Annotated in this window: 17 protein-coding genes and 2 pseudogenes; 12 read left to right on the forward strand and 7 right to left on the reverse strand. The window is 53.6% G+C overall.

The window, feature by feature from the left end; genetic code table 11:
- Together ACR0AH_RS20095 and ACR0AH_RS20100 are read right to left on the reverse strand one after the other, a co-directional pair.
- Entirely contained in the window at positions 1–6,879 is a 6,879-nt protein-coding gene (locus ACR0AH_RS20095) for a GAF domain-containing protein (protein WP_480593454.1), read from the reverse strand.
- A 482-nt stretch (positions 6,880–7,361) separates the two neighbouring features.
- Complete coding sequence (locus ACR0AH_RS20100) at positions 7,362–8,399, reverse strand: GlxA family transcriptional regulator (RefSeq protein WP_480593456.1); 1,038 nt, start codon at positions 8,397–8,399, stop codon at positions 7,362–7,364.
- A gap of 122 nt (positions 8,400–8,521) precedes the next feature.
- On the opposite strand from ACR0AH_RS20100, the gene ACR0AH_RS20105 reads away from it, so the two are divergent.
- The 3 genes and pseudogenes from ACR0AH_RS20105 (at position 8,522) to ACR0AH_RS20115 (ending at position 11,222) form a co-directional block, all read left to right on the forward strand.
- A complete protein-coding gene (locus tag ACR0AH_RS20105; protein ID WP_480593458.1) occupies positions 8,522–9,331 on the forward strand; it encodes a class I SAM-dependent methyltransferase in 810 nt (269 codons plus the stop codon).
- Between the two features lie 78 nt (positions 9,332–9,409).
- Entirely contained in the window at positions 9,410–10,156 is a 747-nt protein-coding gene (locus tag ACR0AH_RS20110) for an SDR family NAD(P)-dependent oxidoreductase (protein ID WP_480593460.1), read from the forward strand.
- 307 nt (positions 10,157–10,463) lie between these two features.
- A pseudogene (locus ACR0AH_RS20115) lies at positions 10,464–11,222 on the forward strand (SDR family NAD(P)-dependent oxidoreductase).
- A gap of 92 nt (positions 11,223–11,314) precedes the next feature.
- Here the strand turns inward: ACR0AH_RS20115 and ACR0AH_RS20120 are convergent.
- A complete protein-coding gene (locus ACR0AH_RS20120) occupies positions 11,315–12,316 on the reverse strand; it encodes a LysR substrate-binding domain-containing protein (RefSeq protein WP_480593462.1) in 1,002 nt (333 codons plus the stop codon).
- Between the two features lie 20 nt (positions 12,317–12,336).
- Between ACR0AH_RS20120 and ACR0AH_RS20125 the strand changes: the two genes are divergently transcribed.
- The 5 genes from ACR0AH_RS20125 (at position 12,337) to ACR0AH_RS20145 (ending at position 14,938) form a co-directional block, all read left to right on the forward strand.
- Positions 12,337–12,837, forward strand: a complete 501-nt coding sequence (locus ACR0AH_RS20125; protein ID WP_480593464.1) for a DUF6647 family protein — start codon at positions 12,337–12,339, stop codon at positions 12,835–12,837.
- A gap of 164 nt (positions 12,838–13,001) precedes the next feature.
- The gene (locus ACR0AH_RS20130; RefSeq protein ID WP_480593465.1) at positions 13,002–13,295 is read left to right on the forward strand and encodes an antibiotic biosynthesis monooxygenase family protein; all 294 of its coding nucleotides are present in this window, start codon (positions 13,002–13,004) and stop codon (positions 13,293–13,295) included.
- Positions 13,296–13,298: 3 nt separating this feature from the next.
- Positions 13,299–13,781, forward strand: a complete 483-nt coding sequence (locus ACR0AH_RS20135) for a GFA family protein (protein WP_480593466.1) — start codon at positions 13,299–13,301, stop codon at positions 13,779–13,781.
- Positions 13,782–13,889: 108 nt separating this feature from the next.
- Positions 13,890–14,309 carry a YybH family protein gene (locus tag ACR0AH_RS20140; RefSeq protein ID WP_480593468.1) on the forward strand — a complete coding sequence of 140 codons (420 nt, stop codon included), beginning with the start codon at positions 13,890–13,892 and terminating at the stop codon, positions 14,307–14,309.
- 203 nt (positions 14,310–14,512) lie between these two features.
- Positions 14,513–14,938: an acyl-CoA thioesterase gene (locus ACR0AH_RS20145; RefSeq protein WP_480593470.1), complete on the forward strand. Its 426-nt coding sequence runs from the start codon at positions 14,513–14,515 to the stop codon at positions 14,936–14,938.
- A 70-nt stretch (positions 14,939–15,008) separates the two neighbouring features.
- Here the strand turns inward: ACR0AH_RS20145 and ACR0AH_RS20150 are convergent, their stop codons facing one another.
- Both ACR0AH_RS20150 and ACR0AH_RS20155 read right to left on the reverse strand, forming a co-directional pair.
- A complete protein-coding gene (locus tag ACR0AH_RS20150; protein ID WP_480593471.1) occupies positions 15,009–15,713 on the reverse strand; it encodes an SDR family NAD(P)-dependent oxidoreductase in 705 nt (234 codons plus the stop codon).
- A 244-nt stretch (positions 15,714–15,957) separates the two neighbouring features.
- Positions 15,958–17,361 carry a pyridoxal phosphate-dependent decarboxylase family protein gene (locus tag ACR0AH_RS20155; RefSeq protein ID WP_480593472.1) on the reverse strand — a complete coding sequence of 468 codons (1,404 nt, stop codon included), beginning with the start codon at positions 17,359–17,361 and terminating at the stop codon, positions 15,958–15,960.
- Positions 17,362–17,808: 447 nt separating this feature from the next.
- Here ACR0AH_RS20155 and ACR0AH_RS20160 point away from each other — a divergent pair, with 447 nt between their 5' ends.
- Positions 17,809–18,381 (forward strand): carboxymuconolactone decarboxylase family protein, encoded by a 573-nt coding sequence (locus ACR0AH_RS20160; RefSeq protein ID WP_480593474.1) that lies wholly within the window; start codon positions 17,809–17,811, stop codon positions 18,379–18,381.
- Between the two features lie 221 nt (positions 18,382–18,602).
- Positions 18,603–19,382 (forward strand): methyltransferase domain-containing protein, encoded by a 780-nt coding sequence (locus ACR0AH_RS20165; RefSeq protein WP_480593476.1) that lies wholly within the window; start codon positions 18,603–18,605, stop codon positions 19,380–19,382.
- Between the two features lie 120 nt (positions 19,383–19,502).
- Here the strand turns inward: ACR0AH_RS20165 and ACR0AH_RS20170 are convergent.
- Positions 19,503–19,883, reverse strand: a pseudogene (locus tag ACR0AH_RS20170) (class I SAM-dependent methyltransferase); the annotation flags it as partial.
- A 151-nt stretch (positions 19,884–20,034) separates the two neighbouring features.
- Here ACR0AH_RS20170 and ACR0AH_RS20175 point away from each other — a divergent pair.
- Together ACR0AH_RS20175 and ACR0AH_RS20180 are read left to right on the forward strand one after the other, a co-directional pair.
- Positions 20,035–21,732: an adenylate/guanylate cyclase domain-containing protein gene (locus ACR0AH_RS20175; protein ID WP_480593477.1), complete on the forward strand. Its 1,698-nt coding sequence runs from the start codon at positions 20,035–20,037 to the stop codon at positions 21,730–21,732.
- 588 nt (positions 21,733–22,320) lie between these two features.
- Complete coding sequence (locus ACR0AH_RS20180; RefSeq protein ID WP_480593479.1) at positions 22,321–22,848, forward strand: hypothetical protein; 528 nt, start codon at positions 22,321–22,323, stop codon at positions 22,846–22,848.
- 149 nt (positions 22,849–22,997) lie between these two features.
- Here ACR0AH_RS20180 and ACR0AH_RS20185 read toward each other — a convergent pair whose 3' ends face one another.
- Positions 22,998–24,740 carry an adenylate/guanylate cyclase domain-containing protein gene (locus ACR0AH_RS20185; RefSeq protein WP_480593480.1) on the reverse strand — a complete coding sequence of 581 codons (1,743 nt, stop codon included), beginning with the start codon at positions 24,738–24,740 and terminating at the stop codon, positions 22,998–23,000.
- Between the last annotated feature and the right edge of the window lie 139 nt (positions 24,741–24,879).

Genomic DNA, 24,879 nt, shown 5'->3' on the forward strand with positions numbered 1-24,879 from the left:
TCACCTTCTTATTCTTGGGGAATTTAACAGGGCTTCGATTAGGACAGGTACGCGGATCGGTTTGGTGATATAGTCGTCCATCCCTGCATCCAGGCACATCTCACGGTCCCCCTGCATTGCGTTCGCGGTCATCGCGATTATACGAGGGCGACTTCCATCGGGGAGCGCTTTGTTGATACGTCGTGATGCTTCCAAACCATCCATTTCGGGCATCTGCACATCCATGAAAACGACGTCGTATTTTTGACGGTTCACGCTTTCGACAGCCTCGGCACCGTTGCTGGCCAAATCAGCGCGATAGCCCATCTGCTCCAGTAGGCGCAGTGCAAGTTTCTGGTTCACCAAATTGTCCTCGGCCAGCAAGATTCGCAGTGGATGTCGCGTTGCCATATCCGGATCTGTTTGGGGTTTGTCCTGTAGTTTGGACGGCTTTACTCGTACTTTTTCAGTCGCGAACAATGTAACCAAGGTATCGAACAGGTGGGATTGGCGCAAAGGTTTGGCAAGGTTGGCAGCAAAGAGCCCTTCTTCCAGATCTACTTCACGCGGGCCAAGTGAACTGAAAAGGATTAGTGGCAATCCCGGCTTCTTGGCGCGAACCTTTTTGGCAAGCTCTTCTCCATCCATTTCGGGCATATGCATGTCGAGAATGGCCAAATCGAACTCGACGCCTTCATCAAGTATGATAAGCGCCTCTGATGGAGATTCACGCGTCGTGGTCTGCGTGCCCCATTTCTCAGTTTGAAGAGCAAGGATTTTACGATTGGTGGCATTGTCGTCCACCATCAAAATTCGCTTGCCTTCGAGTTCAGGCTGAACGCCGACAAGATTGCGGGAAGAAGACTTAACTGGTTTTGCAGGTATTGCCTGGATTTTGAAAACAAAGGTGGAACCGCTCCCCTCGCCATGGCTTTCAGCCCACATGGTCCCACCCATAAGTTCGGCGAGGCGTTTCGAGATCGCAAGACCCAGACCAGTGCCGCCATATTTTCTGGTCGTGGAACTATCTGCCTGACTGAAAGATTGAAATAATCGACTCATGCCATTTTGGGACAGGCCGATTCCAGTATCTCGGACTTTGAACGTCAGTTCGAGCGATCCCTGCACCTCGGCGGATTGTTCAACAGACAGAACCACTTCGCCGCTTTCGGTAAACTTCACTGCATTAGAAAGGAGATTCAGCAGAATTTGCCGCAATCTGGTCAGATCTGCGCTAATCGCCAGGGGCAGTGTGTCATCGAACTCATAAGCCAAGTCGAGCTGTTTCTCGGCAGCTTTACCGCTGACTAAATCGAGGGCGCTTTCTATGCATTCGCGCAGGTCGAACGGATGGTTTTCGATATCCATCTGCCCGGCTTCAATTTTCGAGAAGTCGAGGATCTCGTTGATGATGCCCAACAGCGCATCGCCGCTATCGCGGATGGTATTGGCATAGTCACTTTGTTCTGCGTCCAACTCTGTGTCCATCAACAGCCCGCTCATTCCGATTACGGCGTTCATTGGCGTTCGAATTTCGTGGGACATCGTCGCCAGGAAGGCGCTTTTTGCTTCGTTTGCTTCTTCAGCAACCTTTCGCGCCTCTTCGGCCTCACGGAACAGACGCACGTTTTCGATGGCAATCACCGCCTGATCTGCAAATGAGTAGGCGAGGTCGATCTCATCTTTGGTGAAAGCGCCGGTTGTTTTTCGAGCGAACACCAACACACCCAGACACGCCTTGCCTTTCATAAGTGGCAGCAACAGAGCTGCGCGCACGCCATGCCGGTCATACGTAATCTGTTCGAACGGTGAGAGTTCGAGTGTATCCCAATCCGGTAGATGGAGCATCTTCTTCTCATGCAGAACCTGCGCGGGAAAGCTGGACATCGGATCCGGGTCGATAGGAAAACTTTGGTTGCCTTCAAGGGTAGCAACACCTTCTGCACTAACCCGCGCAAGCACCTCGAACGTGTTATCTTGCGCGGTCATAGCTGCAACCATATCAGAGGAGACCAACCGCACACCTGCTTCTGCGATTGCCTCGAAGACTGGCTTGATGTCGTCAGGAGATTGGCTAATTACCCGTAGAATGTCCGCACTCGCAGTCTGACGTGCCAGGGAAGCCTGAGTTTCATTAAACAGGCGAACATTTTCCAGCGCGATGATGGCCTGATCGGCGAAAGACTCGGCAATGGCGACCTCATCTTCGCTGAAAACTTTGGCCGTTTTTCGGATGAATACCAAGGCACCGAAACACTCCGTCCCGCGCATCAGAGGCACTGTCAGTGAAGACTTGAACCCTTTCCTGCGGATGATTTCTTGATCGCGCGGGGGTAGCTCATCGTATCGCCATTCGGGCAAATGCAGGGTCTTGCCGTTCTTGATTGCCTTCGACGGCAAATTGTCTTCAGGATCAATCGGCAGGCGCTCGGTCCATGTTATTTCTTCGACGCCATCGGGTGTCGCGGCGGCGATCTGCCAAAGTTCAGTCTTGTTCGCCTGAATAGCAATCGACAGGTCGCAATCTATGAGGGTTGTCGCCAGCGCGACAATCTTCTCGAAAACCGGTTTGGTATCGGTTGGAGATTCAGAGATTACTCTTAACACATCCGCGCTTGCGGTTTGGCGCGCGAGGGCGGTCTGCGTTTCGTTGAAGAGTTGCGAGTTCTGAATTGCGATTATCGCCTGGGACGCGAAGGTCTCCATTTGCTTGATTTGTTTTTCGTCAAAAGCGGCCGCCGTTCGGCTCCCCATGCTGATAACACCAATTGTGTCACCGTCACGGATTAGTGGCACGGAAAGAACGGATCGGTAGCCTTCGAGATTGGACTTGAGCAGCGGATCATAGTTGGTGTCAGCTTGAGTGTCCTCAACATAGTCGGCCCTTCCATGCAGAAGCGCACGCGCTGTGGCCGATGTTTCTCCGGGTTCAAAAGGATGCGCCTTTAAAAAATCCGCGAATTTGGCCGACACATTGTGTCCGGCAAAATAATGGTACTTTCCATCTTCGGGTGTCTTAAGCGCCACGAAGGCATCCTGTAGGCGGCAAATGCGGGACGAAACGGCCAGCAATGCTTCCAGTACAGGCTCTAGTGCGTCGGGAGATCGGGAAATAACTTCGAGTACCTCGCTTGTGGCTTTTTGGTACTCCAAAGACTCCTCAACTTCGGCGGTGCGTTTTTGCACTTCCTCGAATAATTGCGTGTTGTTAATCGCGATCAAAGCCTGCGACGCAAAGGTTTCCAGCAGGTTGATCTGTTTGGCGCTAAATGCCGAAGCCTGCCTGTGCGCCATGACGATAACACCAAGCGTGCGACCATTTTTGACAAGTGGAACCCCGAGAGTGGTGAGGTAATCGCCTATCTCGGCAGCCTGCTTCCATGTGTAAGTTGGGTCGTTTCGAGTATCTTCTATGTAGACTGTCTTTCCATGCAATGCAGTTCGCCCGATGCACGAGCCTTCTTCAGGAGCTATCGGATTATCCGTCAGAAACTTCAGAAATGCCTCGCTTACGTTGTGAGACATCACGACACGATAAAGCCCATCGTCTGCATCCCGCATGGCAAAAAATGCGTACTCTGGCGAGCAGATGCGCGAAGAAACCTCCAGGATGGCGTCCAACACTGGCGGCAGGTCGTTGGGTGAACGGGAGATAACATCTAGTACTTCAGACGTAGCTGTCTGGTACTTTAATGTCTCTTCAGCTTCGGCGGTACGAGCTTGAACTTCTTCGAATAACTGAGTGTTGTTGATCGCAATCACGGCCTGTGCCGCAAAAGTCTCTAAGAGTGAAATTTGCTTTGCGTTGAATGGTGCGACTTTGTCGTGGCAGAGGACTATAACACCGACTACTACTTTGCCCTTGATCAGTGGGACACCCAACAGCGAGCGGTATTTTCCGATACGGGCCGCCTCTTTCCACTCGTATTCTTCAGCTTCGGTATCCTTGTAATATACTGTTTCTCCTCGTGCTGCTGTTTGGCCAATACCGCTTCCATGACCGGCTGGCACAGGGTTGTTTTTTATGAACCTCATGAAATCACTGTCAAACTCCAGCGTGATATCAGTGTGGTATAGATTATCCTCTGGATTGAGGATCGAAATCGCGGCGTATTTTGGTTCACAGATTCGGCTTGCAACCCTCAAGACTTCCTCAAGCACCGGTTCCAGCTCGTTTGGGGATCGCGAAATGACCGACAACACATCAGATGTGGCCGTCTGGTATTCAAGCGATTGTACTACTTCCGCAGTGCGTTCCTCGACCTCGCGGAAAAGACTCGCATTCGTAATGGCGATAGTGGCTTGATCTGCAAAAGTTTCCAGCAACTGTATCTGCTTGGTAGAAAACCCCGATACCTCGGGGGACCCGATTGAAATAACACCTACGACATCGCCGTTCTTGATCAACGGCACTCCGAGCACGGATCGATATTCACCGACGCCGCTTTCTTCCATCCAAGTATAAGAAGAATCCGTTTCAACATCTTCGATATAGATTGTGCGCTTCGCCAGAATGGAACGCCCGCTTACACCGCTTTCATCAGGCGAAATAGGATGAGCTTTGACATATTCCGCAAAGGTGGTGTCCTGCGTAAGTATCGCATGAACATGAAAAAGCTGATCGTCGGGGTTCAACATTGCAACATAGGCATCCTGCAATTCGCAGATACGCGACGCTTCTTTGAGGATAGCTTCGAGAACGGGTGCCAGCTCGTTTGGCGACGACGAAATCACCCGCAGTACTTCAGATGTAGAGGTCTGATATTCCAAAGCCTGCGTAACTTCCGCCGTCCTGTCCTGTACTTCCCGGAACTGACGGACGTTTTCCATTGCGATCACGGCCTGAGCTGCAAAGGTTTGGACCAGTGCCACATCATCATCTGAGAAAGGCGCAACTTCACGGCGATATAGTACGATCACCCCTAGACCCGTGCCGTTCTTCATCAACGGAACTGCCAGAACCGAGCGGGCTCCTTCAATCTCAACCATCTGAACCCGTTTTGGGTCTCGGTCCTTGAAATAAAGCGGGTCATCCGCGATATCATCCTGGCGAATAACTTGGCCATCGATCATTGGTCTGATCGCGATCAATTCAGTGCGCGTTAACGGCTCCTCAAAATTTTTCAGCGCTTCGTCAAAATCGGTTCTTGCGCCAATATTTGCCGGGATCGTTGCGAGCCCTCGTTCGTGATCAGCGATACACAAGAAGGCGAGTGGCGCTTTGCACAGACGGCTGGAGTTTTCGAGAATGCTTTGGAATACAGGTCTTTCGTCGTCGCGGCTACGGCTTATGACTTCGAGGATTTCTCGCGATGCTTTTTCGCGCTCAAGTCGTTCCTGAACCTCTCGAAATTGGCGCGTGTTTTCTATCGCTATGACTGCGTGTTTGGCGAACTCTTCGATGAATTGCACGTCGGGATCAGAAAACGGGCGGACTTCGCGGCGGCTAACCGCAATAGCACCTATCGCTTGTTCCCCCTGCATCAAGGGCACAACAACCCGTGACCTGATGCCTTCGACCTCGACCATTGTAACAGCAGTAGGATCACCTGAGCGGTAGAACTCAGTGTCGGCAATGTCCTCGACGCGTACAACCTTGCAATTTCGTATAGCCGCCGCCGCCGTGACCGAACCATCGAGAGGCCACTCTTCTCCCAATTCGACGTCGGTTCTATCGTGCCCCCATGCACCGGCCAATTGAATATGGGTTCCCGCAGCGTTGACCAAAACCAGCGCCGCCTGATCCGCGTCACAGATTTCCGTGGCTTGCTGAAGTACGGCTTCAAAGACTCGTGCGTCATTATCCCGGCTTTTGCTGATAACACTCAGAACCTCCTGCGTCGCCGCTTGGCGTTCGAGCTGAGTGTGCAGCTCTTTCATTTGACGTGTGTTGTCGATTGCAATCACAGCCTGGGCCGCAAAGCCCTCGACCAAAGAGATCTCATCTTCAATAAATGGTCGCACTTCGCGCCGGTAAATCCCGATGACACCTACGGGGTCACCATTTGCTGACATCAAAGGAACCGTCAGAAACGAACGGACACCTTCCTCATCAACCAGTTGCCGGCGCCAAGGATCCCCGTTGATGTAGTGGTCTGTCTCGCGCAAATCGACGTTGTGAATGACGCGCGCTTCCCGCACGGACTCGGCAATTTGTAAATTTGAGTCCAGAGACCAGCGATCCACGCCGACCTTGTATGTAGCCAATTGATCGCCAAAATGTGCCGCATATTCCAAATGAGTTCCTGCCTCATTTAGCAGGCTCAACGTGGCTACATCTGTTTCGCAAAGCCGTGCGGTGTTTTCCAAGATCGTCTGAAACACCGGCGCTTCATCATCCCGAGACCGACTGATCGTCTCCAGAACATCACGCGTGGCACCTTCACGAGCCAGACGCACCTGCAACTCGCTAAACTGTCGAACGTTTTCGATGGCAATCACCGCTTGCGCGGCGAAAGTTTCAACCAGCTGCACCTGATCGTCGGAATAAGGTCGTACCTCATCCCGTGCCAACATCAGGCATCCGATTGCGCTACCACCTACTTTCAATGGAACAAAGAGATTGCTCCTGCACCCATGAGTGTCGACAATGAGCTTAAAGCGCTCATCTCCCGATTTATGAAAATTGGTGTCCCCCATATCGACAACACGTTTTGTCTCGCCACTTAGAATAGTGTCAGTCACAATGGAGTTGCCTGGCTCCATCGTGTATTTGCCGTCGAGCCAGAGTTGCTGAATATCTGGGTGTAGATTAACGCTGGCAACCAGTTGCTGACGAGCATCCCCTTCTTGCCCGAGTACCAGACCGGCAAAAAAGGCATCACAGAGATCTTTTGCCAGCGTTACAATCAGGTCGCATACTGGCTGGATGTCATCCTTGGTCTCGGAGATCGCCTGCATAACCCGCGCGGTGGCTTCAAACCGAGCCTGCTGATCATCCGCGCTGAGCCTCCTGCTTTGCGAGGATGACGACGCTGAATCAGCAGTCTCTCTTGATGCCTTTTTTCCACCCACCTGCGTTCGTGCCCCCACGCAAACCAAAGAAACACACAAGACTGGAGTTTAGAGGGCATACCATAGAAGTCACAGAGTTTCTTTGCGGGTTGTGTTCCATGCGCTTTAGGTGATGAAGGTATGGCGTGAACCTGGGCGTTTTCGCAGAGCGATTATGAAAGCTAACATATAAGCCAAAAGAGGTTCCCATATTCGCCTCCGGCATCGAGAATGCGCGCTTCATTGGCATTGAGACGGCAAACAACACAATGCCAGAGTATGATCCTGCTTGTCAGAAAACCCTAGTGGAGATAGAGCGTTTTTGAGTTCAATTTGAGCAGTGTATGTTGTTCTTCGCCACGCCTACATTGTTTATGGGAAAAGAGGCCTCAGCGAGCCGAAAGAAAGCCTCTGCTGGAAAATCGTCGTCGATATTCGGCAGGGCTGAGACCAGTCATCTTTTTGAACAGGCGCCGGAACGCTCGGGAATCTGAATATCCGACGGCCTCGGAGACAGCTTCGATACTATGGTCATCCATCTCCAGAAATTGTTTGGCCTCCTCGACCCTGAGCGACTGCACATAGTCTTTAGGGCTGTAGCCCGTTGCCGCGCGGAAGCGTCGGTCGAACGTACGTCGGGGGAGGCCAGAGCGCGAGATCATCCGTGCTACTGCGTCACGCTTTCCATAAGCATCGGCGAGCCACGTCTGGCATTCCTGAATGACCGCGTCGTCGCTCTGCAACCTTCTCTTGGGAGCTGCGTAGTGTCTTTGGCCGTCGGGTCTTGGATCGACACAATAGAACCGCGCTGATTTGGCTGCGTGCTCCGGTCCGATGTATCGCGCAATCAGGTAAAGCGCGAGGTCCTGCCAGGATGCCATACCTCCTGACATCACGATGCAGTCTCCCTCTCCCGCAAAAGTAAGCGTGCGGTCCGGACAGAAAGCCACACGCGGATAACGCTTCTCAAAAACCTCAGCCATGGACCAGTGCGCCGTTGCCTCTTGATCGTCGAGGAGCCCAGCGTCCGCCAAGAGCGCCGAGCCAGAGCATGCCGTTGCTAGGCGCGCGCCTGCCGAATGTCGCTCGACGATCCAGTCGATCTCCGGCCCCAAAACCTCCTTCGGCGGGGTCATCATACCGATCCTGAAGTTTGGCAGGCAGATGATCTCTGCGTCGTCTGCTTCTTCAAGCGTCGCGTCAGGTGCCACTGGGACGCGGCTTATGCAGCGGAATGGCTCCTTGGCTCTGGCGACGATCCTAACTCGTGTCATTGGCGGGGTCGGCGCGCCCTCGGTGAGGTAGGACCACGCCGACCCTACCGACGTCAGCAGATCATAGATGCCGTAGAGAATGGCGCCCCGGCAACTCTCAGCCGCTAGGATGTCGATCCGCAGAGGTTCAGTGATGAAATCCCTGGTTGTCATTTCCACACTCTCTCATTCGAATCCGGTGGCCGATTTGGCCCTCTTGTGGCCAGTTCGACCCTGACGCATGCGCTTTTCGTCCACCAGTTTGGAGCAGTCTACAAAAGCACGCGAGGATAATCATGACCTACGAAGCTTTCAAGTTTGCAGAAAAAGAAGGATGGGACGCCCGCGCTGCCGCCTATGACGACTTCACCGGGCGGGTGACAACCGGCGCGATTCCGACGCTTCTGGCGATGGCCGAATTGGCCCCTGGCAAACGTATTCTAGACCTTTGCTGCGGCACCGGAAGGGCTGCGGGCGCAGCAATCGCACTTGGCGCTAACGCCGAGGGCGTTGATGTCTCTGCGTCGATGGTCAAGGTGGCGCAAAGCGCTTTTCCCGCGGCACGCTTTGTAACCGGCGATGCCGAGGCGATACCGAAAGATGATGCTATTTTCGATGCTGTGATTTGCTCGTTTGGGGTTATGCATGTGGGCAGCCCGGAAATCATGTTCAACGAGATTACGCGCGTTTTGAAACCCGGTGGGCGAGTAGCACTCAGCCATTGGATTGGACCGCCACAATCACCGTTGTTCCGGATCGTCTTTGGCACGATGCAAAGCCTTGCGGACATGTCCGTCGTCCCTGCGTCACCGCCCCCATTCGCTCTTTCTTCGGAAGATACCATGCGTGAGAAATTGGAAGCGGCTGGTTTTGGGGAGTTTTCAAGCGCCCGAGTTCCACTCGTCTTCAAAGCTCCGAAAGGACAGTTTGCCAAACACTTCCGAAATTTCGCCGCAAGGGCGGCTGTTATTCTCGACAAGCAGAACGAAGACGTACTGAAAGAAATCTACTCATCTTGGGATACCCAGTTAAAGGATTTTCTCGATGGCGAGGAATACCACGTTCCGATGCCTGCCATAGCAGCGACTGCCGTCCGAGGTGTGTAGATCCATGGTGATCTTTCGACCTATGCTCACAACGAACGGAGTTGGAGTAACCCGGCTCAAGCACAAGGAGCGCTCGACATGGATATCGCAGGAAAGCCAGCTCTCGTCGTCGGCGGCAGCGGAGGCCTGGGCCGCCGATTAGTAAAAAGACTCGCGGAGGCCGGCACCGACGTTGCCGTGGGCTATTGCGGCGGCGAGGATCGCGTCGCCGAGGCCTGCGATGCTGTCGAGAAGTGCGGACGCCGCGTGGTGGCCGTCCGGCTCGACGTGCGCGACCCAGCCTCGGTCGAAGCAGGTGTAGCGCAGGCGGCAGAGGCACTAGGCGGCCTCGCGATCCTGATGAACGCCGCCGGCGCGGCCGGGGGACCGCCGGCGGGCGATCTCGTCGCTTACGACCCTGAAACCTGGGACCGCATCAGCGACATCAACTTCCGCGGCCCCTTCCTTGCGTCCCGAGCCGCGGCACCGCATCTACGCGCCGCACGGGGCGCTATCGTGAATTTCGGCTCAACTATCGGACACGGGACCTGGGGCGCCGACCGGGCCTTTCAACCAACGAAGGCCGCCGTCTCGGGCCTAACCCGGTTCCTTGCGGCCTCTCTGGCGCCAGAAGTGCGTGTGAACTGCGTGGCTCCGGGTTTGATGGAGAACACGGTCATGAGTAGCGGGGCACCGGAAAGCTTCGTTTCGACCTGGCGCGAGGCGGCGAAACTGAAGAAGACCACTTCCATCGATGACGTGGCAGAGCAGGCGCTGACCTTTTGCAGGGCGGAGACTGTCACCGGGCAGACGCTGGTCATCGACGGGGGGCTGACGTTTCGCTAGGTCCCCACTCAGTGCCGAATAGCTAACCTGACACTCAATTCAAGGTGGTTTTGTCCGCAGAGCCGACCTCTGGCACACTGGGAGACTTTTGACAGCTGTTAGAAGTGGTCAGATGACCGCTTAGAGCCCAAACGTACCATTGCTGCGGTCAGTACCAAGGTCGCCAACGCGCAGAAAGCTGACTTTGCAAATTTCGGCCTGCTGGTACTTGCTGTCATTCACATCACGCAGGCATTCCGTATTCGGTGAAAAGCACCCAAATCTGATACATACTCAAATAGAAGTTGGGTATTAGCACAGGTGAGCAATGGATATTGCAAACAGCGTGGCCTTGGTGAGCGGTGGCAGTGCTGGTCTTGGATGCAAGATTTGTCGATTGCTTGCTGCCAAAGGTGCCAAAGTGATCGTCGGATACCGCCACGGCGAAAACCGAGCGCAAGCCGTATGCCAGAGTATCATAGACCAGGGGCAATTGGCGAAGACGGTTAGAGTAGATCTAAGCGATCCAGAGGCCGTCTCGGAGTGCGTTGAATACGTCGTGAACACATTTGGCGGCCTGGATATTCTGGTGAACAATGCCGGAATGGCGTCGGGTGGACACGAGCTTCCTCCCGGCGACCTAGAAGCACTGACCCCGGAAATCTGGACAGAACTGCTGAATGTAAATCTAAGCGGACCATATTATTTGACCTGAGCGGCCGCCCCTTTTCTCCGCAAGTCAAATTGGGGTCGGGTTATCAATCTTTCTTCCACAATTTGGCACGGCGTCTGGGGCGCGGCTGCGGCTTACGCACCCAGCAAGGCAGCCGTTGTGCCTCTTACCCGATTTTTGGCGACGGCACTGGCTCCGGATGTTACAGTCAACTGCATTTCCCCTGGGTTAATGCAGGGTACACAAATGTCTGGGGGCGCTCCTGACGAGTTTGTTGCCGTTTGGCGGGATAGATCTATCCTGGGCGCGACCACATCTATCGACGACGTCGCCCAACAGGTTCTAACCTTTTGCAAGAGCCCGTCGGTCACAGGGCAAACGGTGGTCATTGATGGCGGCATTCACCTCAACTGACGTCGGCTTCGGGCCGAGAGAGTAGCCAAACCTGCACTGTACTAATTTCAAAAAACGACACTCTCGAACTTCGGTTCTGCACTCAAACTCAATCACTCGGCGGCTTCATTCGGGACTCCTGACGCCTCTTGATCGCCCGCTTCCAAGAGAAGCCAGTCGCGGAACGCGCTGATGAGTAGATCACCCCGCCTCGCCGATTGGGTCGCAATTGCGTAAATGGTGAAGGGAAGCGTCGTTGTGTCAAACATTCTGACCAACCGACCTTCCGCCACTGTCGCGCTTACGACGACTTCATAGGCCAGCGAAACCCCAAGTCCAGCCTCGGCGGCGGTAGAGGCATATTCGCAGTTTGGGTACACAGGATCACTGTCTGAAAGTTCAGCCAACACGCCCGCCGCGCGGAACCATTCGGCCCACTGGTCGTCGACTTCGTCACGGAACAGGGTCAGGCGCAGCAGATCGCGTGGGTGGGTGATGCTTTCCCGCTCCAGCAGCGTAGGCGACACGACTGGATAGCGAGCCGAACGCAGAAATGGTGTGACATCGACACCTTCTTCAGGATCATCGCGCCATTTGATCACGACGTCGGCGTCGTTAGCCGAAAAATCAGTAGAAGGAGCGCCCTCAGCTATGCGCAGCCGGATTGCCTGAGCGTGTTCAAATCTTCCCATGCGCGGCAGAAGCCAACGGGCAGCAAAGCCAGGAGTCGACAAGACCCGCAAGGTTTGTTTGTTTTCTTCCCCCGTAGCTGTTCGCGTGCTGTCGTCGAGGTGATCCAACAATTGTGTAAGCCGCCCGGCATAATCTCGCCCTGTGCCAGTCAAACGGATCCTGTTTCCCTCACGATGAAAGAGAGCAGTCGCAAGATAGTCTTCGAGGGCTCGTATCTGATGCGAAATCGCAGAAGGGGATAAACATAGTTCCTCTGCGGCATTTTTGAAACTTAGATGCCGAGCCGCGGCCTCGAATGCTTTCACGGCCGAGAAGGGAGGCAACCGCCGTTTCTTCACGCGTGAATCTTCCTCATCCAGCGATGAAAAAATGTCTTTTGCCGTCGAGTGTACCAGCCAGATAGGCTTGTCGCAAATCCACACCTGCCCGGTTGGAGGGACTGATGTTCTTCTTTAAACGCACCACGCTTGCCGTGGTCGCCCAGCTTTTTGTTGCCGTTTCCAGTCAAGCAGTGGCTGATACACCGGAGCTATCGGAAACTCTAATTGAAGAACTTCACGCTTGGATCGATGCCGCTACGGGTCTCCCAAGAGCAGGAAAACCGGCCAGCATACTGTTTGCCGAGCCGCACGAAGTAACAGGCATCAGTAAAATGGCTGCTGGCATTGGGAACGTACCGCGCGGTCTATACGATCCGGTTAGTGGCAAAATCACCCTGGTTCTTCCCTGGAGCGAAAGCAATCCGCAAGATGTATCGGTCCTTTTGCACGAACTAGTACATCATCGCCAGAATGGCAGGCACTACTTTTGCCAGGCAGCCAAAGAGCAAGACGCCTACTACTTGCAAAGAGATTGGCTGGCCGAGCGAGAGCTTACTCTCGATGTCAATTGGGTCGCAGTGATACTCGCGTCCAGCTGCACACCGCGCGACATTCATCCTTAGAGAGCTTTCCAACCCCTGGTGTCCGCTTCAGGCCGCGACCAGGTACAGATTTGCATTGCGGAATTTAGCATGCATGAGCCCAATCAGGACATTCTTCAGACCTGATGATATGATCTGATGAGAGGCATTGTGCGGGCAGGTATTTCTCAGAGGGGGGAAACTGCATGATAGTGCGTATTTTTCAGGTGCAAGTGAGAGAAGGGAAGGAAGACGAATTCGCGGAGTTCTTCCACAAAACCGCTATTCCAATGATGAAAGGAACAGAAGGGATTGTTCAAGTTCTGCCTGGTGCGCCACACGGCGATAGCCAAAGAGAATTCAGTTTTGTGATGGTTTGGAGGGACTTGGCATCGCTCAAAGCATTCGTTGGCGAGGACTACAACTCTCCACATATCGACCCTGCCGAAGCCGAATTGGTCGAGAGCAGGTTAATCAAACACTACGAATTGGTGGAGTGATCCATGGGTTCAGAGGAAGCAAAGAAATACACCGGCTCCTGCGGATGCGGCCAACTGACTTATCAACTGTCTTCATCACCGATGTTTGTGCACTGCTGCCATTGCAGGGAATGCCAGAAGCAAACCGGTTCGGCATACGTTCTAAATGCCATCATCGAAACGGAGCGCGTGACGTGGACGGGTGAAGCTACCAATCACACGCTGGCTACTCCAAGCGGCAAGGGCCAAAAAATCACAAGATGCGCGGTATGTGGTACGGCTGTATTCAGCGAGTATTTGGTGAGGCTGGGCAAGCTTAGGTACGTTCGTGTTGGCACGCTGGATAACCCCGATCTTTGTCCGCCGGATGCGCAGATATTCACATCAAGCAAACAGTCTTGGGTTCCACTAAAACCTGATATCCCACGTTTCGAAAATTTCTACGAGTTCAAAGAGGTCTGGCCCAAAGACGCGTATGAAAGACTAAATGCGGTGTTCAAAGAATGACCGTACCTCTGAATGACTGAACCAGGGCTGCACCGGCCTCTTTAATCCTTGCTTGAGCGAATTTGCTATCGTACGCCAACGTCTTCTTCGGCCACATGGAGCATCGTTATGTCGAAATTTGCCGACCCAACCCAAGTGATTGAAGATCTCTATCGAAGATATCTGAGCGCATGGAATGGGCGTGATTTTCAAAGCGTCGCGGATTGTTTCTCGGAACCTGCATTCTATGCGTTACCCGGGATTGACGTCACTATTTCTGACCGTGCCGCTTTTGTAGCTCTTCTTGAAAAGGTCTTTGCGGGGCTGGAAGCTGATGGATTCAGCCATACGGAAATCGGTGAAATCTCGGCTCAGGCCTGCTCTGAACAGATGGCAATTGTGGACGTCAAGTCGATCACACGACTAAGGCAGGATGGATCGTCCATTGAGGTGATAGACGCACATTATGTTGCTCGGTATGCCGATGGTCGCTGGCGCTTTACAGCAGCTGTGACTTGCGCGCCCGGTTGGCGCGGACAGGTGATTTAGCAATTCTTGGCGGGATGTCATACGTCATTGAAAACCAACTGTGTTGCGTTCTTGTGGCGTGAGAGACTTAGGTGGAAAGTTCGCATGGTCTGCCATCGACATATCATGCGACCTCGAAAAACGTCAAAACTGAACCCTGAACAAACCTTTGTTGTTCGCGCTTGGCACAGTATGATCCTCGCATTGCGTCTGGGAGTAAGTCGATGCCTGCGATGGTTTCATTTCGTTCTGTGGTCGATCCATCGGACTGCGATTTTCTTGGCCATATGAATGTTTCCCGATATTTCGCCGCCTGTTCTGACGGCGTTTTCGCGATCCAGTCGGAAATGGGACTAACGGCAAATGATATGCGAAATGGACGTCAGCTTTCGTTCGCCGTCGTCAATGCTCAAAGCGACTTTCGTGCCGAATTGTCAGCGGGTGATGCATTGAGATTGGAAACATCCGTTGCCGGGATTGGTTCTAAGTCCATGACGTTTAGACATTGCTTAATCAGATCAGAAGACGACACTGTAGCCTTTGAGACGATTTTCAAATGTGTGTTGCTAAGCCTTCAGACGCGCAGGGCGGCCGATATTCCAGAAGATGTTCGTGTGAAAGCCGCACAGTGGCTGGAACATGAAGTGTGAGATTCTGAGCCGCCCAAACCCCCGGTATCATAAGCCTTGTATCTTATGTCCAGTATGGGCTTTCTGTGAGTTACCACTTTTCTCCGAAGGGTCGAATGTCGAGTTCGAATGTCCAGGCTGACTTGTCTTGTCGTGCCAACATCAGAGCTGTCTCCGCAATCCGCTCTGGCTTGATAAAGAAGTCGTCGGGTTCATCTGGAGCAAAGTTCGTCCGTGTGTCCTCCGTGTCGATCACACCATCAATTACGAGATATGCCACATGGATGCCCCGTGGGCCGAGCTGCTTGGCCAGTGCATTTGCCAGCGTACGTTGGGCAGACTTTGAAGGAGCAAAAACCGTCGTCCAAACGTTTCCACGAAGCGCAGCGGTCGCGCCCGATACAATGATCACCCCGGAACCACGTTCGGCCATCTGAGGCCCTAGGAGTTTTGCGGTGGTAAAAAGACCCAAAGCCCCGACGCGCCAACTCTGCTCGAACTGGAGCTCCGAAACGTCTTCAAGCGTTCCAAACTGTGCGAGGTCTGCATTGTAGATAACGACATCGATTTCACCAAGATCGCTTTGGGCTGCGTTAAGCGTGTTCTTCAAGTTGTCTGGATCTCCGGCGTCGCATCTGTAGGATCGAACTGACGTATCAGTTGAACCCTCGTCACCGAGTGTGGCACCCGAACGACTCAGCAGTGCGAGAGAGTAACCGGCCTGCTTGAAAGTCTCAGCATATGCGGCACCTAAGCCAGGGCCAAACCCGATGATGATGCAAACCTTGCCATCCATAACTTGTTCTCCTTACAGCTTTCTTCTCTCTGCAATCGTAGCACAAAGCTTTTTGGTTCGTTTGGTGAGGGACAGCACTGCTCGCAAAGCTAGAATTGCAAAGGCTTGCTTTGAATGTCGGGTTCGGGGCTGTGGCCGGTCATTGATGAAAACGTAGTGAAAGGCGGCAACGAGCCCAAAATCACGGCTTCAACGGGATGCACCTATCTCCACTCCTACTGGTGTGCCAATATTGTGACGAACCCTATTCGCGGACACTTCGCCAGGCTGATATGATTGCTTCTGCTGAGCGAGTACCATCTTCCAGCGTCATGGGACCAGAGCACACCGAAATCCGCATTGCTGTGCGTCCGCGCCAATTTCCAGCACTTGGATAACATGTTCCCTCAGCCTGAATTGTGGCAAGCGTTGCCTCCGTCTTGCGACCAGCGTCTGGATCGCTGTCATCTCCACACGTCAAGACAACCTGATTCAGGACCACATCATTGAGTACAGTCAGTCCCGGCTCTTGCGCGAGACGGACTGCAATATGTCTGGCAATTGAACAGTGGCGTTCGATCATCTCAGCGACACCGGATCGCCCCAAGGCCTTTAGCACAGCCCAAACTGCAATGCCTCGCGCTCGCCGCGAAAGCTCGGGAGCGTAATCTGCCGGGTTGCGCCGCTCCTCTTGAGGCAAATAGCTGGCAGTCGATCCCATCGCTCGCTGTAGGGCACCTCGGTCACGGACCACAACAACACCGCAATCATAGGGAATCTGAAGCCACTTATGAGCGTCAGCGGCCCAGCTGTCGGCCAGGGACAACCCCCTGGTCAGAATTTGTTTTTCTGGTGATGCTGCGGCCCAGAGCCCGAATGCCCCGTCGACATGCACCCATGCCGCGTGTTGATGGGCGATAGGAATGAGGTCTTCGAATGGATCGAACGCACCGCTGTTGACGTTGCCTGCCTGCAAGCATACGACCGTTGGGCCGTTTAGGTTCCGCAGTACTTCAGCAAGTCGGTCTGGACGCATCCGTCCTTGGTTGTCAGCTTCTGCAATATGGACACGCTTTGAGCCGAAGCCCAGCATTCGCAAAGTCAGATAGACAGACGAATGTGCTTCGCCTCCAAGAACAACGTTAACGGTAGGAGCGTCGAACAATCCGTCCGCTTCGACGTCCCAACCAGCCTTATCCAAGAGTGCAGTCCGTGCAGCTGCGAGTGCCGTAAAGTTCGCCATAGTTGCGCCTGTGGCAAAACCCAATCCTGCATTTGTGGGTAAGCCCAGCAGGTCAAGAAGCCAATCTGCTGCAACTTCCTCAGCGGCAGACGCACCCGGTGCGATGTCGGCAAAGCTGGCAACCTGACCCCAGGCAGAGGTTAACCAGTCTGCTGCGACTGCGGTGGGGTGCGAAGCTCCGATGACCCAGCCAAGGAATGCTGGGTTGGTCGTGCCCATCAATCCGGGTTCCATTCGGGCGATCAACTCGCTGATTACCGCATCAGCGGTCATTCCGTCTTCGGGCGTACATTCGCGAAATCGTTCCAGAGCGGCAGGCGCCGGTTCTGTAGGGCAGATAGGCTGAATGTGAACGCTGCGCCGATATGCCATCGCCGCTTCCATTGCCAATGAAAACGCTACTTCTTGGTCGGGGCTAAGAGCCATGTTGCTCTCCACTAGTCGCTATCAGTCTTGATAGTGAGGGTACGAACGCAGAGTAGAACTACCAAGAAATTTGTTTGGCACGCTTGTCTCGCTTTTTTGGGTATTCCCAAGAACGAATGTCTTTTGCCTGACAGCTTCACATTAACGGTCATTGGCGCAGCCGCAGCGAAAGGCAACTAAGTCCCGCAAGGCGGAAGTCACCACGCTTGGATGTGAAGCTCCGGTTTGGAGCTCAATCCATACTTTGAAGACTTACGAGAACGGCTCAAATGAAATTGCCTTTAACCAAACGACGAACTTGCTGGGGTCTCGTTAGGCAAACCTGCCGTTCGTAGTGTTCCAACGGAAATTCTGTGCGGAACCCGGATTTGCGTTAAGGTTGCGTACAGATCGTTGCTTCCTCATTTTGAGACGAAGTGATCCAAAGCAAGATTGAAAGAGAACTGAATGAAACGCCTGTTTCCATCTCTGCCGGAGAACGCAACACTGGGAAGTGTCTATCAAGCCTTTCCAGATAAACTCTCTCCGCTTTGTGCATACGAAAGCCTTGTGATGAGGGGCGAAAGTGACCTCTCGGTTGCTGAACGTGAATTGATTGCAGCCTATGTCTCTGGCTTGAATGCTTGTGCGTATTGCCATGGGGCGCACATCGTTTTCGCCAAAGCCAACGGCATTGAGGTCGAGACAATCGAGGCACTGATGGAAGACCGCGATACGGCGCCAGTCGAAGATCGTCTCAAACCATTGCTGGCATACATTGAAAAGCTCACTGTCTCGCCATCCCGAATGACAGAAGCCGACGCAAAAGCAGTCTACGCGGCAGGCTGGTCGGAGAGTGCGTTGTTCGATGCTATTCAGGTCTGTGGTGTCTTTAATCTCGTGAACCGTTTCATAGAAGGAACCGGTGTCCAGAGCCCTGGCAACGACCCAAGACAAGCAGACAAAGCCACTTTGGATCGATACCGCAGCGACACTTTCTATACCGATTTCGGAAGAGAGAACGGTCTCGACATCCCTTGAATTGATGTTGTTCTTTCGTTCGAACGACGACAAAAAGCTGGTCCGACAAAACGCCAGCTGCGGCCTTATCTCCCGAGGTTAACCAATTCGTCGATACCAGTCGGCACCTTCAGTTATTTTGGTAGATCCATGTTCAAACCTCGATGATCCGCCCTGCTTTTCGTAGATAACCCATTTTCTGATAAGGTTTGGAGACCTGTGGGCTTTGTAAGGGTGGAGAGTTGCTTAAATTTGACGCTGAAACAACGAAATTACTTGAAATCGCCTATCAAGGCGCAGAACTGACGCGGCGAAGACAGGCTTCATTTGATGCGCTGTGCCCGGCTCATGGTGAAAATATTTTGGACATCGGTTGCGGTAACGGGATGTTAACAGTTGAGTTGGCCCGGGCAGTTGGCTCGGATGGCTATGTCATCGGGATCGACCCAAGCGCTGACATGACGGCAGCTGCCAAAGAACGGTGCAGCGACTACGCAAACGTGGAGTTTCGTGCTGGCGCCGCAAATAGCTTGCCCATTGAAGATGAGAGTGCTGACAAGGCCGTCTCGGTACAGGTCTTTGAGTACATCGAAGACGTAGACGGTGCGTTGGCTGACACGCTGCGGTGCGTCAAACCCGGCGGGCGGCTCGTCATCAGCGATCTACACTTTGGCAGCTTGATTTGGTTCAGCGATGAGCCCGATAGAATGCAAAAGATGCTGACATCCTGGAACCAGCACTTTGTGAGTGGTTCCGTCCCGGAAAGACTGCCCGCGCTGATAAAGGCTCGCGGCGACCATGTGGAAGATGTCTTGTCGTTCACAATGACAGATCACCAGCTAAAGCCTGATGGCCTCGCAATCATGATGATGCACCTCATGAAGCAATACGCGGTTGCAAATGACCATGTTGATCCCGCTGTTGCGCAATCGTGGTTTGATGAGCAGCTCAGCCTTGCAAAAGTTGGACGCTTCTTTTTTTCCATGACCCAATTTATCGTGGTGACGCGCAAAAAGGGGTGATCGTTCTACAACGCGCCACTTGATCTCGGCCGCGCTCGCCAATCCGTAGTTGTGGAGCAAGGTTCGTGGCTGGCATCGGTTAAGCACCGTGTGCATTATCAAGTCTTCAACCGAACCATCATCCAGGGGCAGCGACGCTCCATCTGCGACCTCAAATTCCACATTGTTGTGGCTCCCGACCCGCGCTCTTGCTTCGGCCACAAAGCCTACAGACGGCTCGAAACCAATGACGCGCGCGGGGTTGACCTTCTCCGCAATGCGGCGCGTGACAGCTCCCGCACCGCACCCGACTTCAACCGTCAGGCTATCTTTGGCAATCTCAAGTTTGGCCAGATAGTTTGAAACGATCTTTTCCATCGTGGGGTCGGCCTGACGCGCGTCCATCGAGTCGGCAAATGCGGAAATAAACTCCGCACCCGCAGCATCTACATCTTGAAACAGATCAGCCGTCCCAACCACCCTCCAATAACGCTCAGTATTCTCTACCAAAAATCCTAGCATCACCTGAACCAAGAACAAGCCGTGCCGAAATGCTTAACTTGGGGCAAATCGGAGGTTTATGCCAAGGGCGGAGAGCGTCAGTAGTGAGCCCTGAGCGAACCTCGTATTCCGGCGGTTGGAGTAGAAGGCCGCATCATCTATCGTCGAACGCATGTCGGACAAGGGACAACATTTGCAACGAAGGTTGGCAGCAATACTGGCCGCGGATGTCGTTGGGTATTCGGCGCTTATGCACAAAGATGAGCAAGCCACAATTCTAATGCTTGATCACCTGGAAAGCGACATCATCACCCCAACGATAGCCGGCCAATCAGGTCGTGTCGTGAAGAGTATGGGTGATGGCTGGCTGGTGCAATTTGACAGCGCGGCGCAAGCTGTAACCGCAGCAATGCAGCTACAAGAGCAGTTGGTTGAACACTCGTTAATGAACCTGCGGATCGGTGTTCATTTGGGCGACGTCACAGAAAAAGGTGACGACATACTAGGCGACGGCGTGAACATAGCCGCTCGACTTGAGGGCATTGCGCCGTCAGGTGGCATCGCTATCTCTGAACCCGTACATCTGATTCTTGAAAATACTCTGGCAGACGCTTTCAAAGCAGTTGGGAAAAAGAAGCTCAAGAACATCCAACGCAGCCTGGATGTGTGGATTCATGATGGACCGCAACTTGGCGCATCGCACAGCTCACCTTCTTTCACAGAGACGAGCTTGCCAAAGCTCTTCATTCATCCTGTGACATGCAACGACCAACGCACTGAGCTAAGGGAAATGGCCGCAGCTCTCACTTCAGATTTCGGTTCTTTCTTTCGAACGATCAACTGGTTAAACGCGGCAATAACTTCCACGGAAGCATCAGAGGGATATGCACTTCGCTGCGTGCTGCGTGGACACCGCGACCGATTGCGTCTGGAAGCCCGCTTAAATGACTCTTCGGGTTCCGAAATCTGGACACAGAAGTTCGACGGTTTGGTCGAAGCTATCTTCGATTGGCAAGACGAGGTCGTAGAAAAGCTGTTGGATGCGGTTAGCGGAATCTTGATCCAGTCTGAGACCGCAAAGCTCACCGCATTGCCAGAAAACGAACTGACTGCCGAACAGTGCGTCTTGATGGGCATGATCACATGGTCGGAGGCCAGCATCGATAGCTATGAAGAGACGTTGTCGTACCACGCCAGGGCCATCGAATCCAATCCAACCCTCGCTGCCGCCTATGCCGAGGCTATTTGGACAATGAATGGCGCGAGAACCTATGATCTTAGTCGCGAACTTTCATCTTACTACGAGAAACTGCCACACTGGATTGAGGCCGGACGACAGATGGCTGGACAAAGCCCGACGCTTGATCTGAGTGTTGCAGTGGCTGATTACAATGTGGACGGGGACGCGGATCGCCTTTCCGTGGCGCTGGAGCAAATCCGGCAACGAGCGCCATTAGATGCCCGCCTTCATTTGTTTATGGGTTGGGGATACAACTGGGCCGGTTTTCCTGAAATGGCACTAGGCTGTTTTCAGACGGCGCTTCGGTTGGGCCGATATGGAGCCGTTTTCGTTGGTGCTTCCGGAGGTGCCGCCACCTCTTGCGTGATGCTTGGTCGAGACCATGATGCTATCGCCTATGCGGAGGAAGGTTTGCGCTTCTCGAAGAACTATGCCGCACTTCACAGCACGAGGGCCGCTGCTCACGCTATGCTTGGGGAACCTGAAAAGGCGTTTGCGGCGTTGGCGCAAATGCTGCAAATGGAACCTGATGAAACGATCTCGAAATGGCGTAGCAACGTGGACTATGGCGGTTCAGAAGGCGCTGAACGCTACTTTGAGGCGCTTCGCCGGGCAGGATTGCCAGAATAGCGGTTTGGAACCAAGTTGCGATGCTAAAATCGACGGCTTGGTTGCGCATCTTGGTAGCTGCAAAGCTCGGATTTGAGGGTCGGCTTCGGGCTGCGAGCCCTAAAGCATCAATCTGCAATGGAAAGCTCTCAAACTGGGCTTTAGGGCAATTTAAGTTGACAATTCATCTGTGAAATCGCCGGATTTCTTGGGTAACAATTTTGAAGGTGGTGAACGCTTGCCGCTCCAGCCTGCGGCTAACACCAAATTAGGAGATACGCAATTTCTATCGACAGTTTTGCGGAAACCGAGATTGGAAAACACCTCGCCGACGCTGCACGTCGTCGTCGCTTGGTTTTCTTCACTGGATTACCTGCGTCTGGAAAGTCATTCCTGTTGCGCCAGCATATATCGATTTTGGTCTCGTTGGGACGACGCGTACATATCATGCGGTGGGATACAGGACTCGCGGCGTTTCAGACCGAAGACATACTCGCAAAGTATCCAGATGTTTCAGATGGAACTCATCCGTTGATCCGAAAGGCAGCCGGATTGTGGGGCCGGAGAGCCCTGGCGCGATGGCTCGCTGAGACTACCGATCCCACAGACATGATTGTCGGTGAAGTCCCTATCATCGGAAACAGGTTTTCCGAGTTCATCCAGGCGCAGCCGGATCAGGTTGAACCAGTCTTAGCATCCGAGGAAACCACATTCATCTATCCCGTTCCTACAAAGGGTTTGCGCGCCAATCTCGAAGCCATCCGAAGGTCTACGTTTGCGAACCCCAGACATACTGATGAGGCCAGAGATGCGCCTCCATCGACAATGGAACTGGCTTGGCGTTTGACGTGTGCCAAGGCCGCAGAATTGGGTTTGATCTCTGAAGCGGACAGTCATTCTCCGTACGAGGAGATGATTTATGTGCGGTTTTTTGAGCACCTACTGCAACATCGAAACGCCATCAAAATTGGGGTCGATACGATTTATTCAAATGCCGGGTCAGCCCATGATCTGGGGGCGAGTATTTTAGAACTCAATGCAAGCCCGGATGAAGTACAGTGGGTAGTCGCAGAGGTAGAGGCTGCTTTTACAGTCGAGGAAGCTACCCGAGACGTTGAAAACTGGTATCGGGTGTAGTCTCTTGTAAAAGTTCGCTCTTTGGCGTCTTGGAAACTGCAAAGTCTAACTGTGCATGTCCGCTTTGGGTTCGCGCCGCCGAAAAAACAAAGCGCAGAGAAACGCGTCATTGAGGCCGCGCTGTTTGGACAAACGAGTTAATGTCGGTGTCAGCCGGTCAACCCTGCCGCCCGTAGCCCATCGGCAAGACGTTTGAAATCATCCGGTCGCCGCCACATCGACCTGAACCCGCGGGCAAGACTATCCACTGTGTCATCCTCAACCACAATACCTCGACTTGTGAACTCATCGTGACGTTCGGAGACGAATTCTCGCAACGCGTCGGAAGCGTCTCGCTCTCGTTCGAGCTGCGCGTAAGACGCTGCGACAAAGGCAGTGGCCAACGAGTTAAGCCGCGCTGCTCCCATCAGAAAACCAAGCACTGCTTCATAGTTACCGTTGAAAAATTCGACTTGCCCCATAATCCAGTCGATGGCAGGCGGATGTAGCGGGTCCAGCGCCATAGCTTCCGAAACTACGTCGCGCGCCTTTTCGTGCTGGCCGAGCAGTAGGAAAGCATAGCCGCACCAAGCCATCGACTCCGCCTCGCTTTCTATCATGGAAAGTGTCTTGTTGAATTGCGCTTCGGCTTCATCCCACAGCCCGGCGCAGAGATAAGCAAAACCAAGCTGGTCCTGAATGTAGACGTCCCGGTTATCCAGTGCCACGCCCTTTCGGGCGATATTCAACGTGTGGGCGGGTGCGTCAGCATCCGCCAGACCCAGCCACAAATCTATGACATATGTATCTGAAAGATACATGTAAGATCGCGCGATACTGGGATCCAGCGCGACCGCTCGTTCCAACAACGCTCTCGCCTTGGCCGTATCTCGTGCGTTCAAGCCGTCGCGTAGTGCCTTGCCCTTGAGCATCAGCTCATAGGCCTTCATCTGATCCGTTGGTTTCTGTGTCGAACGGTCGACGACATCGTGCTGGACCCTGCCTGGCAACACTGCGACGATATTTCGGGCCACCTCGTCTTGTACCGCGAGAACATCTTCCAGTTCGTGGTCGTATCGATCCGACCAGAGTTGAGTGCCCGTTCGGGCGTCAGCGAGTTGCACCGAGATTCTGACGCGACTGCCGGCCTTCCGCACGCTGCCTTCAACGAGATATTCTGCGCCGAGAGTCTCCGCGATTTTGGCCGGATCTGTGTCCAGTGTCCGGAACCTGAAAGACGCATTTCTGGAAACAACCTTAAGCGTCCGAAAACGCGATAAGCCCACAATAATGTCTTCCGCAATCCCGTCGCTAAAGAAGGCCTGCTCGGGGTCATCGCTCATGTTTTGTAGTGGCAAGACCGCAATAGTGGCTTTTCCTGATGTTTCAGGCCGAGGCGGTTCAGCGCATATTGCGCTTGACCCGCCAATGCGCCAGGCACGTACCGGTTCGGCAACGTTCTTTACTGTGTGCTGACCAGCATCCTCCCAGGCGACCGGTATACGGTTCCCGACCACACGATAAACAGCGTCCGAAACCAACACACCGCCGGGCGGGGCAAGCTGCTCCAACCTCGACGCAAGGTTCACACCGGACCCAAAAACGTCTCCGTCGCGCATGATGATGTCGCCAAGAGTGACGCCGATGCGAAAGCGAAGCGGGTCGGAGCCCACCACTGGCGAATTTTGCCATTCAACTGCGCAAGAAACGGCATCAACAGCGCTGTCGAAGCTTACGAGCAGACCGTCACCCATCTGTTTGACAATGCGGCCGTGATGACGACCGACAAGCGGAACAACGGTTTCGTCAATGTGCGCTGAAAGGATTTCGAGCGTGCCTTTCTCGTCCCGCTCCATCCGGGCGGTAAAGCCGACTAGGTCGGCTATCAGGATGGCCGCTAGCTTTCGCTCCACGTGTTGTACTCCTATCTGTTTCATACTGATCGCTACGTGTTTAGACCATGCGAAAGTGAACAGGGGTGGTGTCTGATCTTGTCCGAAGTCTGTTTCAGCTTTGGAAAGCGCTGCGATACGTCTGCTTTAGCAGCTCAGT

It is taken from the genome of Ruegeria sp. AM5, from assembly GCF_056540645.1.